Here is a 12,923-nt window from a genome sequence, read left to right on the forward strand (position 1 = left end):
GGAGGGGGCTACCGCCCCGCGGGATCCGTCACGAAGTCGATGAGCTGCTCGACCCGGCCGAGGAGCGCGGGCTCGAGGTCCTGGTACGAGCGCACCTGGCCGAGGATCCGCTGCCACGCCCGCGCGATGTCGGCCTGCTCCGCGTGCGGCCATCCGAGCGCGGCGCAGATCCCGTGCTTCCACTCGACGCTCCGCGGGATGACGGGCCACTCGCGGAGGCCCAGCCGCCCGGGCTTCACCGACTGCCACACGTCGACGTAGGGGTGGCCGACCACGAGCGCGTGCGCGCGGTGCGGCCCGCGGGCGACGGCCTCGGCGATGCGGCTCTCCTTGGATCCCGGCACCAGGTGGTCGACGAGCACGCCCACGCGGCGGCCCTTGCCCGGGCGGAAGCGGTCGAGCTCCTCGTCGAGGTGGTCGACGCCTTCGAGATACTCGACGACGACGCCCTCGATGCGGAGATCCTCGCCCCACACCTTCTCCACGAGCTCGGCGTCGTGCCGGCCCTCCACGAAGATCCGGCTCGGGAGCGCGACGCGGGCCTTGGCGTCGGCGACCGCGAGGGATCCGGACGCCGTGCGCGCGGGGCCGGCGGGCGCGGCGCGGGGCACGCGCAGGGCGACGGGCTCGCCCTCGAGGAGGAAGGACCCGCCGAGCGGGAACGTGCGCTGCTTCCGCTTGTAGTCCTCGAGCACGACCATGCCGGACTCGACGCGCACGATCGCGCCGCAGAACCCGGTGGACAGCTCCTCGACCACGAGGTCGCGCGTCGCGTCCTGCGGCCGGGGCGCCGTCTTGGCGGGCCCGCGCCAGCCGGCGGCGAGCACGTCCTGTCCGTAGCGGTCGTCGGGGGCGGGAGGCGGCGTCATCCTCCGAGGTTCTCACGGGACGCGTCGCGCACCCGGTCGACGAGCCGACGCCACGGTCCGTCGACCGCGGCCTCGCCGAGGCGCGCCTCGCGGTCGCCCGCGCGCACGAGGTAGACGAAGCGATCGGCGCCCGGGGTGGGCGCGGCGGGCTCGTCCCACGGGCAGGCGTCGACGAGCGCGCTCCAGCCGGCCAGCTCGTCGGCGCCGTCGTCCACGCGCACCGACCAGGTGCGGGTCATGCCCGCCATCCCGCCCGTGCGCGACACGGCGATCTCCACCTAGACCTCGATCCCGACGCCCTCCCACGCCGCCTGGACCGCGGCGACCTCGGACGCGCCCTCACCGTACCGCGCGGACGCCGCGTCGACCGTGGCCCGGGCGAAGGCGGCGAAGTCGGCGTCGGGGCGCACGGAGCCGGTCTCGATGACGTCGTACCAGACGCGGCCGGCGCCCTCGCAGGCCGTGCCCCCGATGCCGCTGGCCGCGAGGAAGAAGGCGCGGTTCGGGATCCCGGAGTTGATGTGGACGCCGCCGTTGTCCTCCGCGGTCTCCACGTAGTCGTCGAGATGGCCGGGCTGCGGGTCCTTCCCGAGCACGTCGTCGTCGTACGCGGTGCCGGGAGCGCGCATCGAGCGGAGCGCGACGCCCGTCGACCGGTCGAGGAACAGCTCCGCCCCGACGAGCCAGGTGGCCTCGTCCGCGGTCTGCCCGAGCGCGTGCTGCTCCACGAGCACGCCGAACACGTCGGAGATCGACTCGTTGAGCGCGCCCGACTGGCCCTGGTAGACGAGGCCCAGCGTGAGCTCGGTGACCCCGTGGGTCAGCTCGTGGCCGATGACCGTGAGCGAGCGCGTGAACGGCGCGAAGACCTCGCCGTCGCCGTCGCCGAAGACCATGCGGGTGCCGTCCCAGAACGCGTTGTCGTACTCCTCGCCGTAGTGCACCGTCGCGAGCAGCGGCAGGCCGCGGTCATCCAGCGACTCCCGGCCGTAGATCTCGGAGAAGAGGGAGTAGGTGGCGCCGAGCCCGGCGTACGCCTCGTCCACCTCCCTGTCGCCCGTGTCGGGCGCGTCCTCGACCCGCACGGTGCGGCCGGGCAGCACCTCGCGGTTCCCCGCGTCGGAGATCGTGCGGTGGATCCCGGAGGGGTCGCGGTCGGCGAGCGCCGACGCGTCGGGTGCGGCGCCCGGTCCCCGCCGCTCGTGGATGAGCGGCCCCTGGTCGCGGAGGGCGCGGCGCGCGGCCTGGCGCGCGGCGGACATGCGGTCCGGGTCGGCCTCGGCGAGGCGGGTCAGCAGGTACGGCGGGAGGATCGTGCGTCTCATTCCCCGAGACTCGCACGGGGCGCCGACATCGTCACGGGTGCGGGCGGATCCCGCCCCGGGGTCGCGCCCCGGGGCCTCGTGCCGTACCGTGCCTCAGCCGGTCCAGCGGTAGCCGAGCTCCGGTCGGCCCGGCGTCCCGTACCGCGGCACGCGCTCCACCTGGCCGACGTCCGCGAGGTACTCCAGGTAGCGCCGGGCGGTCACCCGGGAGACGTCGAGCACGGACGACACCTCCGCCGCCGAGACCCCGTCCGCGGGGCGCTCGGCGGCCGAGCCGGAACCCCGGGCGATGCCGCGCACGAGGTCGAGCGTCTCCGCCGACATCCCCTTCGGCAGCCGGGCGTCCGTCGCGGGGGAGCGTAGCGCGGCGAGCGCCCGGTCGACCTGGAGCTGCGTCGTGCTGCCGCTCCCGGCGTCGAGGCCCTCGCGGTACCCGACGTAGGCCGCCATCTTCTCGGCGAACGCCGCGAACGTGAAGGGCTTGATGAGGTACTGCACGATGCCGGCGGTGACGGAGCTGCGCACCACGGCCTGGTCGCGCACCGCCGTCACCGCGACCACGTCGGTCGCCCAGCCCGCGGCGCGCAGCCGGCGGCACACCTCGAGCCCGTGCATGTCGGGGAGCGTCATGTCGAGGAGCACGAGGTCGATGCCGTCGGGCCCGGCCTCGGCGATGAGGCGCAGCGCCTCGCCGCCCGTGTGGGCCACGCCGACGACCTCGAACCCGTCGAGCCGGCCGGCGTACGCCGCGTGCGCCTCCGCGGTGAGCGCGTCGTCATCGACGACCAGCACGCGGATCACGTGCGCACCCCCGTCGCGTCGTCGTCGCCCGAGCGGGCCGCGGACGACCCGCCGTCGCCCCGCCCCGCCCGCGGATCCGCCGGCAGCACGACCCGGAACCGGGCGCCGCCCAGCCGCGCGTCGGCGTCGCCGACCTCGACCGTGCCGCCGAGCCGCTCGGCCGTGCGCGCGACGAGCGCGAGGCCGACCCCGCGCGGCGCCCCGGCGTCCGGCTTCGTGGTCACCCCGAACTCGAGCACGCGCGGACGCACCGCGGGATCGACGCCGGGCCCGTCGTCCGCGACCTCGACGAGGAGCGCGCCGTCGTCCGTCCGCGCCAGCGAGAGCTCCACGCGACCCCGGTCGTCGCCGCGCGCGGTGGCGCGCGACGGATCGGCGGCCGCGTCGATGGCGTTGTCGACCAGGTTCCCCACGATGGTCACGAGGTCGGCGGGAGCGACGCCCGGGGCGCCCGTGCCGTCCGCGACGCGCACGGCGAGCTCGACGCCGCGCTCCGCCGCCTGCGCCGTCTTCCCGCGCACGAGCGCCTGGACGACCGGATCCGCGCCCTCGGCGAGGCCCCCCGCCGCGGCCCGCCGGTCGGTCTCGAGCTCCGACGCCGCGAGGGCGAGCGCCTCCCGCGGACGCTCCAGCTCGATGAGCGACACGATCGTGTGCAGCCGGTTCGCGAACTCGTGCGTCTGCGCCCGCATGGCGTCCGAGAGCGTCCGCAGCGTCGCGACCTCGCCCGACAGACGCTGGACCTCCGTCCGGTCCCGGAGCGTCGTCACCGTCCCGAGCCGGGCGGCGCTGCCGGTGCGGCCCGTCGGCAGCGCGGGGCGCTGCGTCACGACGAGGACCCGGCCGGAGGGCAGGTGCACGACCTCGTCGGCCGTCGTCCCGCCGGCGAGCAGCCGCTCGAGGGGCGCGGGCAGCCCGAGCGCGGCGACCTCGACGGGCCCGGCGGTCGGATCCACGTCGAGGTCGAGGAGCTCGGCCGCCTGGTCGTTGTGCAGCACGAGCCGCCGGTCGCGGTCCACGAGCACGATGCCCTCGCCCACGGAGTGAAGCACCGACTCGTAGTAGGCGAGCATCCGCGCCATCTCCTCGGGGCCGAGACCCCACGTCGTCCGCTCGAGCGACCTGCTGAGGAGGACCGCGCCCGCGGCGAGCAGCAGCGCGAGCGCGCCGACCGTCCCGAGGAGCCCCGGCAGCCGCGCGCCCAGCACCTCGGAGACGCGCTCGACGGTCACGCCCGCGGACACGAGCCCGACGATCCCGCCCGCCGCGTCCCGCACGGGGACGACGGCGCGCACGCTGGGGCCCAGCGTTCCGGTGAAGGTCTCGGTCAGCGGACGTCCGGCGAGCGCGGGCCCGGTCGTGCCGAGGTAGCGCCGGCCGATCTGGTCGGGATCGGGGTGCGTGACGCGGACGGTGTCGCGGTCCATGATCGTCACGAAGTCCACGCCCGTGTCGCGCGTCACGTCGAGCGAGTAGTCGAGGAGCGCCGCCGTCGGATCCGCGGACGCCAGCCCCTCCGCCACCCGCGGCGAGTCGGCCACCGTCGTCGCGACGGCGAGGCTGCGGTCGGCCGCCGCCTGCTCCGCACGCTGGCGGGAGTCCGACCAGAGGGCCGCGGTGGCCGCCACCGCCACCACGAGGAGCACGGCGAGCTGGACCACGAGGAGCCGCGCGGCGATGCCGCGGGGGAGCGCGGGGCGCCGGCGTCTCGTCCGGCCCGGGCGTGCGGGGAGCGCGCGCTCCGCCATGCCGCCTCCTCGCCTCCGCGGCGGTCACCCCGGCAGGAACATTATGAACACAACGCCGGGGTTCGGCCGCGCCTGCGCGATCCTGACGGGTACCCGGCGCAGCGCACCCCGTGCCCTGCCCCGCTCACGAGACAAGGACGTCCCATGACCAACCCGATCGCCGCGCTCCGCCGCCTGGACCGCCAGCACTACCTCTACATCGCCGTCATCGTGGCGGTGATCCTCGGCGTCACGGTCGGGCTCGTCGCCCCCGAGGCGGGCGTGGCCCTCAAGCCCGTCGGCGACGCGTTCGTCGCGCTCATCAAGATGATGATCGCGCCCATCATCTTCTGCACCATCGTGCTCGGCGTCGGCTCGGTCGCGAAGGCCGCCACGGTCGGCCGCGTCGGCGGGCTCGCGCTCCTGTACTTCATCGTCATGTCGACGTTCGCGCTCGCGATCGGCATGGTGGTCGGCAACCTCATCCACCCGGGCGAGGGCCTCGACCTCCGGGGCCTGCGGGCGCCGGAGGGCTCGACCGAGGCGACGGGCGAGAAGGACTTCCTCCTCTCGATCATCCCCACGTCGCTGCTGTCGTCGCTCACCTCGGGCAGCATCCTGCAGACCCTGTTCGTGGCGCTCCTCGTCGGCTTCGCGCTGCAGCAGCTCGGCACGCGCGGCGAGCCGGTGCTGGAGGGCATCCGCAACATCCAGATCCTGGTGTTCCGGATCCTCAGCATGGTCATGTGGGTCGCCCCGATCGGCGCGTTCGGCGCCATCGCGGCGGTCGTCGGGGCCACCGGGTTCCAGGCGGTCATCAGCCTCGCGACGCTCATGATCGGCTTCTACATCACGTGCGCGCTCTTCATCGTCGTGGTGCTGGGCACGCTGCTCTGGTTCGTCGCCCGGGTCAGCATCTTCAAGCTGATGCGGTACCTCGGCCGCGAGTACCTCCTCATCGTCTCGACCTCGTCGTCCGAGGTCGCGCTGCCCCGCCTCATCGCGAAGATGGAGCACGTCGGCGTCTCGAAGCCCGTCGTCGGGATCACCGTCCCCACGGGCTACTCGTTCAACCTCGACGGCACGGCCATCTACCTCACGATGGCGTCGCTCTTCATCGCGAGCGCGCTGGGCAGCCCGCTGGCGCTCGGCGAGCAGGTCTCGCTGCTGGTGTTCATGATCATCGCGTCGAAGGGCGCCGCGGGCGTCACGGGCGCCGGCCTCGCGACGCTGGCCGGCGGCCTCCAGTCGCACCGCCCCGATCTGGTGGACGGCGTCGGCCTCATCGTGGGCATCGACCGCTTCATGTCGGAGGCGCGCGCCCTCACGAACTTCACCGGCAACGCGGTCGCGACCATCCTCATCGGCACCTGGACCCGCGGCATCGACGCCGACCGCGTGGCCCTCGTCCTCGGCGGCGGCGACCCGTTCGACGAGAAGAGCATGGGCACCGAGCACGGGGCCGCCCAGAAGGCGCCGGCGCAGGCCCTCGAGGCCGACGTCACGCGCTCCGGCGACCTCGGCGACGACGCCCGCGGCACCACCCGGTGACACCCGGTCGGGGTGGCGCCGGGGCCATCCCGGCGTGGTCCCGAGCGTGTCCGATCCGTTACGCTGTGAGGTCACAGGAGGTACGACCATGGATGCACGCGAAGAGGGTCACGGCGCCACGCGCGTGCCCGAGCAGTACACGAGCACGGACACCACGGCCACCTTCCGGGACGAGCTGGGGGCCGCGCTCGCGGGCCTCGACGGCGGAGTCTCCGCGGACGAGAAGGACGCCGTCACGGCGCTCCCGTCCGGATCCGCGCTCCTCGTGGTCCGCCGCGGACCGAACCAGGGCGCGCGCTTCCTCCTCGACGCCGACGTCACCGTCGCGGGGCGCCACCCGGACGCCGACATCTTCCTCGACGACGTCACCGTCTCGCGTCGTCATGCGGAGTTCGTGCGCGAGGGCACCACGTTCCAGGTCAAGGACCTCGGCTCGCTGAACGGCACGTACTTCGACGGCGTCCGCATCGACACCGCCCTGCTGCAGGACGGCGCCGAGGTCCAGGTCGGCAAGTTCCGCCTCACGTTCTACGCCTCGCGCGCCGACCTCGTCGGCCGGACGATCGAGTAGTGCCGGCGTCCGCCGCCCGGTCGACGCCCGCCCGCACCCCCGGACTCCTCAGCATCGGGCAGGTGCTCGCACGGCTCACGCCGGAGTTCCCCGACCTCACCAACAGCAAGCTCCGCTTCCTCGAGGAGCAGGGCCTCGTGCAGCCCTCCCGCACGGAGTCCGGCTACCGCAAGTTCAGCCCGGCCGACGTCGAGCGCCTCCGCACGGTGCTCGGCATGCAGCGCGACCACTACCTCCCGCTGAAGGTCATCCGCTCCTACCTGCGCGACCTCGACGCCGGCCTGTCGCCCGCGCTCCCCGGCGCGGCCACCGCGCCCGCCGCCTCCATGCTCGACCAGGAGCGGCGCTTCAACCGCGCCGAGCTCGTGCGCGAGTCCGGCGCGACGGCCCCGCTCCTCGGCGACGCGATCACCGCGGGCGTGCTCGTGCCGGCCGAGGTCTACGGCGAGGAGGCGGTGCAGGTCATGCGCGCGCTCGTCGAGCTGCAGCGCACGGGCATCGAGCCCCGCCACCTCCGCGGCTTCCGCCAGGCGGCGGAGCGCGAGCTGAGCCTCATCGAGTCGGCGCTCGTGCCGGTCTCCCGGCGCCGGGACGCGTCGAGCCGGGCGCACGCCGCCGAGCTCGCGCGCGAGATCGCGACGCAGCTCGAGGTGGTGCGCGGCAGCCTCATCCGCTCGGCTCTGGGCCGCCTCTCCTCCTGAGCGCCCCCGGAGATCGCTGCGGGCATCCCGCGGCGTCCCGCATCGGCGCTCCTCCTCCTCCGACGGGGCGCGCGCGGACCGCCCCGGCCCGTAGACTGGCGTGTCCGCTCGGGACGCCCGTCCGTCGGGAGGATCCGAGCGGCGCCGGCCGACAGGCGCCCCCGATGGGGGCGCGGGGCGGGCCGGGACGACACGCCGGGCGCTCAGGCCGGATGTCGTTGCTCGGGCCCGTGGGCCCCGCTACCGTGAGAGCACGACCCCGACGAACCGACCCGCATCAGCGCACGCTCCCCTCCGGGACCCGCGCTGGGGGGTGGAAGGCAGAACGATGAGCGACTCCACCCCGGACTCCGGGCGCTACGACCTCGGTCTGCTCTTCACCGACGGCCTCCCCGAGATGGACGCGAGCGCCGGCTACCGCGGTGCCGTCGCCGCCCGCGCCGCCGGGATCACCTACCGCCAGCTCGACTACTGGGCCCGCACCGGCCTCGTCGAGCCCACCGTCCGCGGGGCCTCCGGCTCCGGCACGCAGCGCCTGTACGGCTTCCGCGACATCCTCGTCCTCAAGCTCGTCAAGCGCCTCCTCGACACGGGCATCTCGCTGCAGCAGATCCGCACCGCGGTGAACCAGCTCCGCGAGTCCGGCGTCGTCGACCTCGCCCAGACGACGCTCATGAGCGACGGCGCCAGCGTCTACCTCTGCACCAGCAACGACGAGGTCATCGACCTCGTGAGCCGCGGCCAGGGCGTCTTCGGCATCGCGGTGGGCAAGGTGCTCCGCGAGGTCGAGCACTCCCTCGTCGAGATCGACACGCAGACCGTCGACCCCACCGACGAGCTCGCCGCCCGTCGCGCCGTCCGGGCCTCCTAGACCCGAGCGTCCGCCCCGCGCCGGCTTCCGCTCCGGGAGGCCGCTCCTCCCGCGCGCCATCCGCCGCGGGGCGTCACGCCGTGCTCGCGTCCGGCCGCTCGACGCTCCGGTTGGACGGGGGGGCGGCGTGGCCGAGGCCGCCCGGCCGCCCGGACGACGAACGCCGCCCCTCGACGAGGAGCGGCGATCCGGGAGCGAGCGGGTCAGCGTGCGGCGTTCTCCGCGTAGTCGCCGATCTTCGCCGTGCGCATGATGCGCTCGAGCAGCTGGTCGAAGTTGCGCGCCATCTCCTGCGCGCTCTCGCCGGGCCACACGTGCAGCGGCTTGGCCGCACCCTGCGCCTGCTGGAGCGATGTGCGCTCGGGCAGCTGGGGGCTGAGCACGAGGGGACCGAACATGTCGCGGAGCTCCTTGATGCGGAACTGGTGCTCGAGCGACTGGACGCGTGCGCGGTTGACGATGATGCCGAGCGGCTGCAGGCGCGGCGAGAGGCCGCGGCGGATCTCCTCGATGGCGCGCAACGCGCGGTCGGCGGCCGCGACGGAGAACAGGCCGGGCTCGGTGACGACGGTGACGCGGTCGCTCGCGGCCCACGCGGTGCGCGTGAGGGCGTTGAGCGAGGGAGCGCAGTCGATGAGCACGAGGTCGTAGTCGGCCTCGACGTTGGCGAGGGCCTCCTCGAGCTTCCAGATGTCGCGGATGCTCGGGTGCGGCCCGTCGAAGTTGATGGCGGACGGGCTGCCGATCATGACGTCGATGGTGCCCGTGCGGCCCTTGGTCCAGCCGCTCGGCGCGATGGCCGCGCGGACGATCTTCTCCTTGGGGGAGGCGAGCACGTCGGCGACGTTGAGGTGGCCGGCGACCTGGATGTCCATGCCCGTCGAGACGTCGGCTTGCGGGTCGAGGTCGACCACGAGGGTCCTCAAGCCGCGGGAGAAGGCGGCGGACGCCAGTCCCAGGGTCACTGTGGTCTTTCCCACGCCCCCCTTGAGGGAGCTGACGCTCAGTACATGCACGAGGGAGAGGCTACCGTCGATACTCTGGGAGAACCTAAACGCGTCGCCCCCGAAGCCCTGCCGACGAGAGGCCCGCCATGTTCACGAAGATCCTCGTCGCCAACCGGGGGGAGATCGCGATCCGGGCGTTCCGCGCCGCGGTCGAGCTCGGCGCCCGCACCGTGGCCGTGTACCCGCACGAGGACCGTGGCTCCCTGCACCGGCTCAAGGCGGACGAGGCGTACCTCATCGGCGAGGAGGGGCACCCGGTCCGGGCGTACCTCGACGTCGACGAGATCATCCGGGTGGCCGTCGAGTCGGGCGCCGACGCCATCTACCCGGGCTACGGCTTCCTGTCCGAGAACCCCGGGCTGGCACGGGCGGCCGCCGCGGCCGGCATCGTCTTCATCGGACCCGGCTCGGACGTGCTGGAGATGGCAGGCAACAAGGTCACGGCCAAGGAGCACGCGACCGCGGCGGGCGTCCCCGTCCTCGCGTCGACGCCGCCGTCGACCGACGTCGACCTGCTGCTCGAGCAGGCGGAGGCGATCGGCTTCCCGATCTTCGCGAAGGCCGTGGCGGGCGGCGGCGGACGCGGCATGCGCCGGGTCGAGCGCCCGGAGGACCTCGAGGAGGCGCTGCGCGCCGCCATGCGCGAGGCGGATAGCGCCTTCGGGGACCCCACCATGTTCCTCGAGCAGGCGGTGCTGCGGCCCCGGCACATCGAGGTGCAGATCCTGGCCGACGCGACGGGGGAGACCGTCCACCTCTTCGAGCGCGACTGCTCGGTGCAGCGCCGCCACCAGAAGGTCGTGGAGATCGCGCCCGCGCCCGACCTCGACCCGGGGATCCGCGACGCGATGCACGCGCACGCCGTCGCGTTCGCGCGGAGCATCGGCTACGTCAACGCGGGGACCGTCGAGTTCCTGCTCGACACGGACGGCCCGCGGAAGGGCCAGCACGTCTTCATCGAGATGAACCCGCGCATCCAGGTCGAGCACACGGTCACCGAGGAGGTCACCGACGTCGACCTCGTGCAGTCGCAGATGCGCATCGCCGCGGGGGAGACGCTCGCCGACCTCCGTCTGCACCAGGGGGACATCGTGCTGCGCGGCGCGGCGCTGCAGTGCCGCATCACCACGGAGGACCCGGCGCAGGGCTTCCGGCCCGACACGGGGAAGATCACGTCCTACCGCTCGCCGGGCGGCGGCGGCATCCGCATCGACGGCGGCACGGTCGCCACCGGGGCGCAGATCAGCCCGCACTTCGACTCCCTCCTCGCCAAGCTCACGTGCCGCGGCCGCGACTTCCCGTCGGCGGTGACGCGCGCGAAGCGGGCCCTCGCCGAGTTCCGGATCCGCGGGGTCTCCACCAACATCCCCTTCCTCCAGGCCGTGCTCGACGACCCGCAGTTCCAGGCGGGCGATCTCAGCACGTCCTTCATCGACGAGCGGCCGGGGCTCGTGCGGAGCAACGTCTCCCAGGACCGCGGGACGAAGATCCTCAACTGGCTGGCCGACGTGACGGTGAACCAGCCGAACGGCCCGCGGCCCGGCACGCCGCGTCCCGCCGACAAGCTGCCCGCGCTCGACCTGCGGCGGCCCGCGCCCGCCGGATCCCGCCAGCGCCTGCTCGAGCTCGGTCCCACGGGCTTCGCCTCGGCGCTCCGTGCGCAGACGGCCCTCGCGGTCACCGAGACGACGTTCCGCGACGCGCACCAGTCGCTGCTCGCGACGCGCGTCCGCACGCGCGACCTCGTGGCCGTCGCGCCGTACGTGGCGCGCATGACGCCCGAGCTGCTGTCGGTCGAGGCCTGGGGCGGCGCCACCTACGACGTGGCCCTCCGCTTCCTCGGCGAGGACCCGTGGGAGCGCCTGGCGTCGCTCCGCGAGGCCCTGCCCAACGTCGCGATCCAGATGCTGCTGCGCGGCGCCAACACGGTCGGCTACACCCCGTATCCGGCCGAGGTCACCGACGCGTTCGTCGAGGAGGCCGCGGCCACGGGAGTGGACGTGTTCCGGATCTTCGACGCGCTCAACGACGTCGAGCGGATGCGCCCCGCCATCGACGCCGTGCTCGCCACCGGCACCACGGTCGCGGAGGTCGCGCTCTGCTACACGGGGAACCTGCTCGACCCGGCGGAGGACCTCTACACGCTCGACCACTACCTGCGCCTCGCGGAGCGCAGCGTCGCCGCCGGGGCGCACGTCCTCGCGATCAAGGACATGGCGGGCCTCCTCCGGCCGGCCGCCGCCGAGCGGCTCGTCACGGCGCTGCGCCGGGAGTTCGAGCTGCCCGTGCACGTGCACACCCACGACACGGCGGGCGGACAGCTCGCCACGCTGCTCGCCGCCAGCCGCGCCGGGGCGGACGCGGTCGACGTCGCGAGCGCGCCCATGTCGGGCACCACGAGCCAGCCGTCCGCGTCCGCCCTCGTCGCCGCGCTCGCGCACACGGAGCGCGACACCGGCCTCTCCCTCGATGCGGTGAGCGACCTCGAGCCCTACTGGGAGGCGGTCCGGCGCATGTACCGGCCCTTCGAGTCCGGGCTGCCCGGCCCGACCGGGCGCGTGTACCGGCACGAGATCCCCGGCGGCCAGCTCTCCAACCTGCGGCAGCAGGCCATCGCGCTGGGGCTCGCCGACGACTTCGAGCTCATCGAGGACATGTACGCCGCGGCCGACCGGATCCTCGGCCGCATCCCGAAGGTCACGCCGTCGTCGAAGGTGGTCGGCGACCTCGCGCTCCAGCTGGCGGCGGCGAAGGCCGACCCGGCCGACTTCGAGCGGAACCCCGGCGACTACGACATCCCGGACTCGGTCATCGGCTTCATGGCCGGCGAGCTGGGCGACCTGCCGGGCGGTTGGCCGGAGCCCTTCCGCACGCGCGTGCTGCGGGGCCGCGACGTGCGCATCGGGATCACGCCGCTCTCCGACGACGACCGGCGCGCGCTCGAGATGCCCGGCGCGGACCGCCGGCGGGCGCTGAACCGCCTGCTCTTCCCGCAGCCGACGGAGCAGTTCGAGACCATCCGGGGGCTGTTCGGCGACCTGTCCGTGGTCGACACGGAGGACTACCTCTACGGGTTGCGCCAGGGCCGGGAGCACGTCGTGCGGATCAGCCGGGGCGTCGACGTGCTCATCGGCCTCGAGGCCGTGGGAGACGCCGACGCGTCGGGCATGCGCACGCTCCTCGCCGTGATGAACGGCCAGCTGCGGCCCGTCTTCGTGCGGGACCGCGGCATCGCCGTCACGACCGCCGTCGCCGAGAAGGGGGACGCGTCGCGTCCCGGCCACGTGTCCGCGCCGTTCTCCGGCGTCGTGACGCTCAAGGTCGAGCCGGGCGACCGGGTGGTGGCCGGTCAGCCGGTGGCGTCCATCGAGGCCATGAAGATGGAGGCGGCCATCACGTCGCCCGTCGCGGGACGCGTCGCGCGCCTCGCGGTGCCGACCACGCAGCAGGTCGACGCGGGCGACCTGCTCGTCGTCGTCGAGATCGAGGAGTGAGGCACG

General features: G+C 74.1%; 11 protein-coding genes. 5 read left to right on the forward strand and 6 right to left on the reverse strand.

Going from position 1 to position 12,923, the window contains the following annotated elements:
* Positions 1-8: 8 nt before the first annotated feature.
* The 5 genes from PED38_RS13650 to PED38_RS13670 all read right to left on the reverse strand — a co-directional run bounded on the left by PED38_RS13650 (position 9) and on the right by PED38_RS13670 (position 4,743).
* Entirely contained in the window at positions 9-869 is an 861-nt protein-coding gene (locus tag PED38_RS13650; RefSeq protein ID WP_270981708.1) for a DUF3097 domain-containing protein, read from the reverse strand.
* On the reverse strand, positions 866-1,147 hold the full coding sequence (locus PED38_RS13655; RefSeq protein WP_063072143.1) for a protealysin inhibitor emfourin: 282 nt from the start codon (positions 1,145-1,147) through the stop codon (positions 866-868). Before PED38_RS13655 ends, PED38_RS13650 begins: the two co-directional genes overlap by 4 nt.
* A complete protein-coding gene (locus tag PED38_RS13660) occupies positions 1,148-2,194 on the reverse strand; it encodes a M4 family metallopeptidase (RefSeq protein WP_270981710.1) in 1,047 nt (348 codons plus the stop codon).
* A 93-nt stretch (positions 2,195-2,287) separates the two neighbouring features.
* Entirely contained in the window at positions 2,288-2,995 is a 708-nt protein-coding gene (locus tag PED38_RS13665) for a response regulator (protein ID WP_063072141.1), read from the reverse strand.
* On the reverse strand, positions 2,992-4,743 hold the full coding sequence (locus PED38_RS13670) for a sensor histidine kinase (protein ID WP_270981711.1): 1,752 nt from the start codon (positions 4,741-4,743) through the stop codon (positions 2,992-2,994). The genes PED38_RS13665 and PED38_RS13670 overlap by 4 nt, the downstream gene beginning before the upstream one ends.
* Before the next feature lie 144 nt (positions 4,744-4,887).
* Between PED38_RS13670 and PED38_RS13675 the strand changes: the two genes are divergently transcribed.
* From PED38_RS13675 to PED38_RS13690, 4 genes are all read left to right on the forward strand, one after another.
* Positions 4,888-6,273, forward strand: coding sequence for a cation:dicarboxylate symporter family transporter (locus tag PED38_RS13675; protein WP_063072139.1), 1,386 nt, complete (start codon positions 4,888-4,890; stop codon positions 6,271-6,273).
* An 88-nt stretch (positions 6,274-6,361) separates the two neighbouring features.
* On the forward strand, positions 6,362-6,844 hold the full coding sequence (locus PED38_RS13680) for an FHA domain-containing protein (protein WP_063072138.1): 483 nt from the start codon (positions 6,362-6,364) through the stop codon (positions 6,842-6,844).
* Complete coding sequence (ftsR, locus tag PED38_RS13685; protein WP_063072137.1) at positions 6,844-7,545, forward strand: transcriptional regulator FtsR; 702 nt, start codon at positions 6,844-6,846, stop codon at positions 7,543-7,545. Before PED38_RS13680 ends, ftsR begins: the two co-directional genes overlap by 1 nt.
* Positions 7,546-7,873: 328 nt before the next feature.
* Positions 7,874-8,416: a MerR family transcriptional regulator gene (locus PED38_RS13690; RefSeq protein WP_063072136.1), complete on the forward strand. Its 543-nt coding sequence runs from the start codon at positions 7,874-7,876 to the stop codon at positions 8,414-8,416.
* Positions 8,417-8,619: 203 nt separating this feature from the next.
* On the opposite strand, the gene PED38_RS13695 is transcribed toward PED38_RS13690, so the two are convergent.
* Positions 8,620-9,432, reverse strand: a complete 813-nt coding sequence (locus PED38_RS13695) for a ParA family protein (protein WP_045528295.1) — start codon at positions 9,430-9,432, stop codon at positions 8,620-8,622.
* Between the two features lie 77 nt (positions 9,433-9,509).
* On the opposite strand from PED38_RS13695, the gene PED38_RS13700 reads away from it, so the two are divergent.
* Positions 9,510-12,917, forward strand: coding sequence for a pyruvate carboxylase (locus tag PED38_RS13700; protein WP_270981713.1), 3,408 nt, complete (start codon positions 9,510-9,512; stop codon positions 12,915-12,917).
* Positions 12,918-12,923 lie beyond the last annotated feature (6 nt).

It is taken from the genome of Clavibacter sp. CT19, assembly GCF_027858075.1.
GTDB lineage: Bacteria > Actinomycetota > Actinomycetes > Actinomycetales > Microbacteriaceae > Clavibacter > Clavibacter tessellarius_A.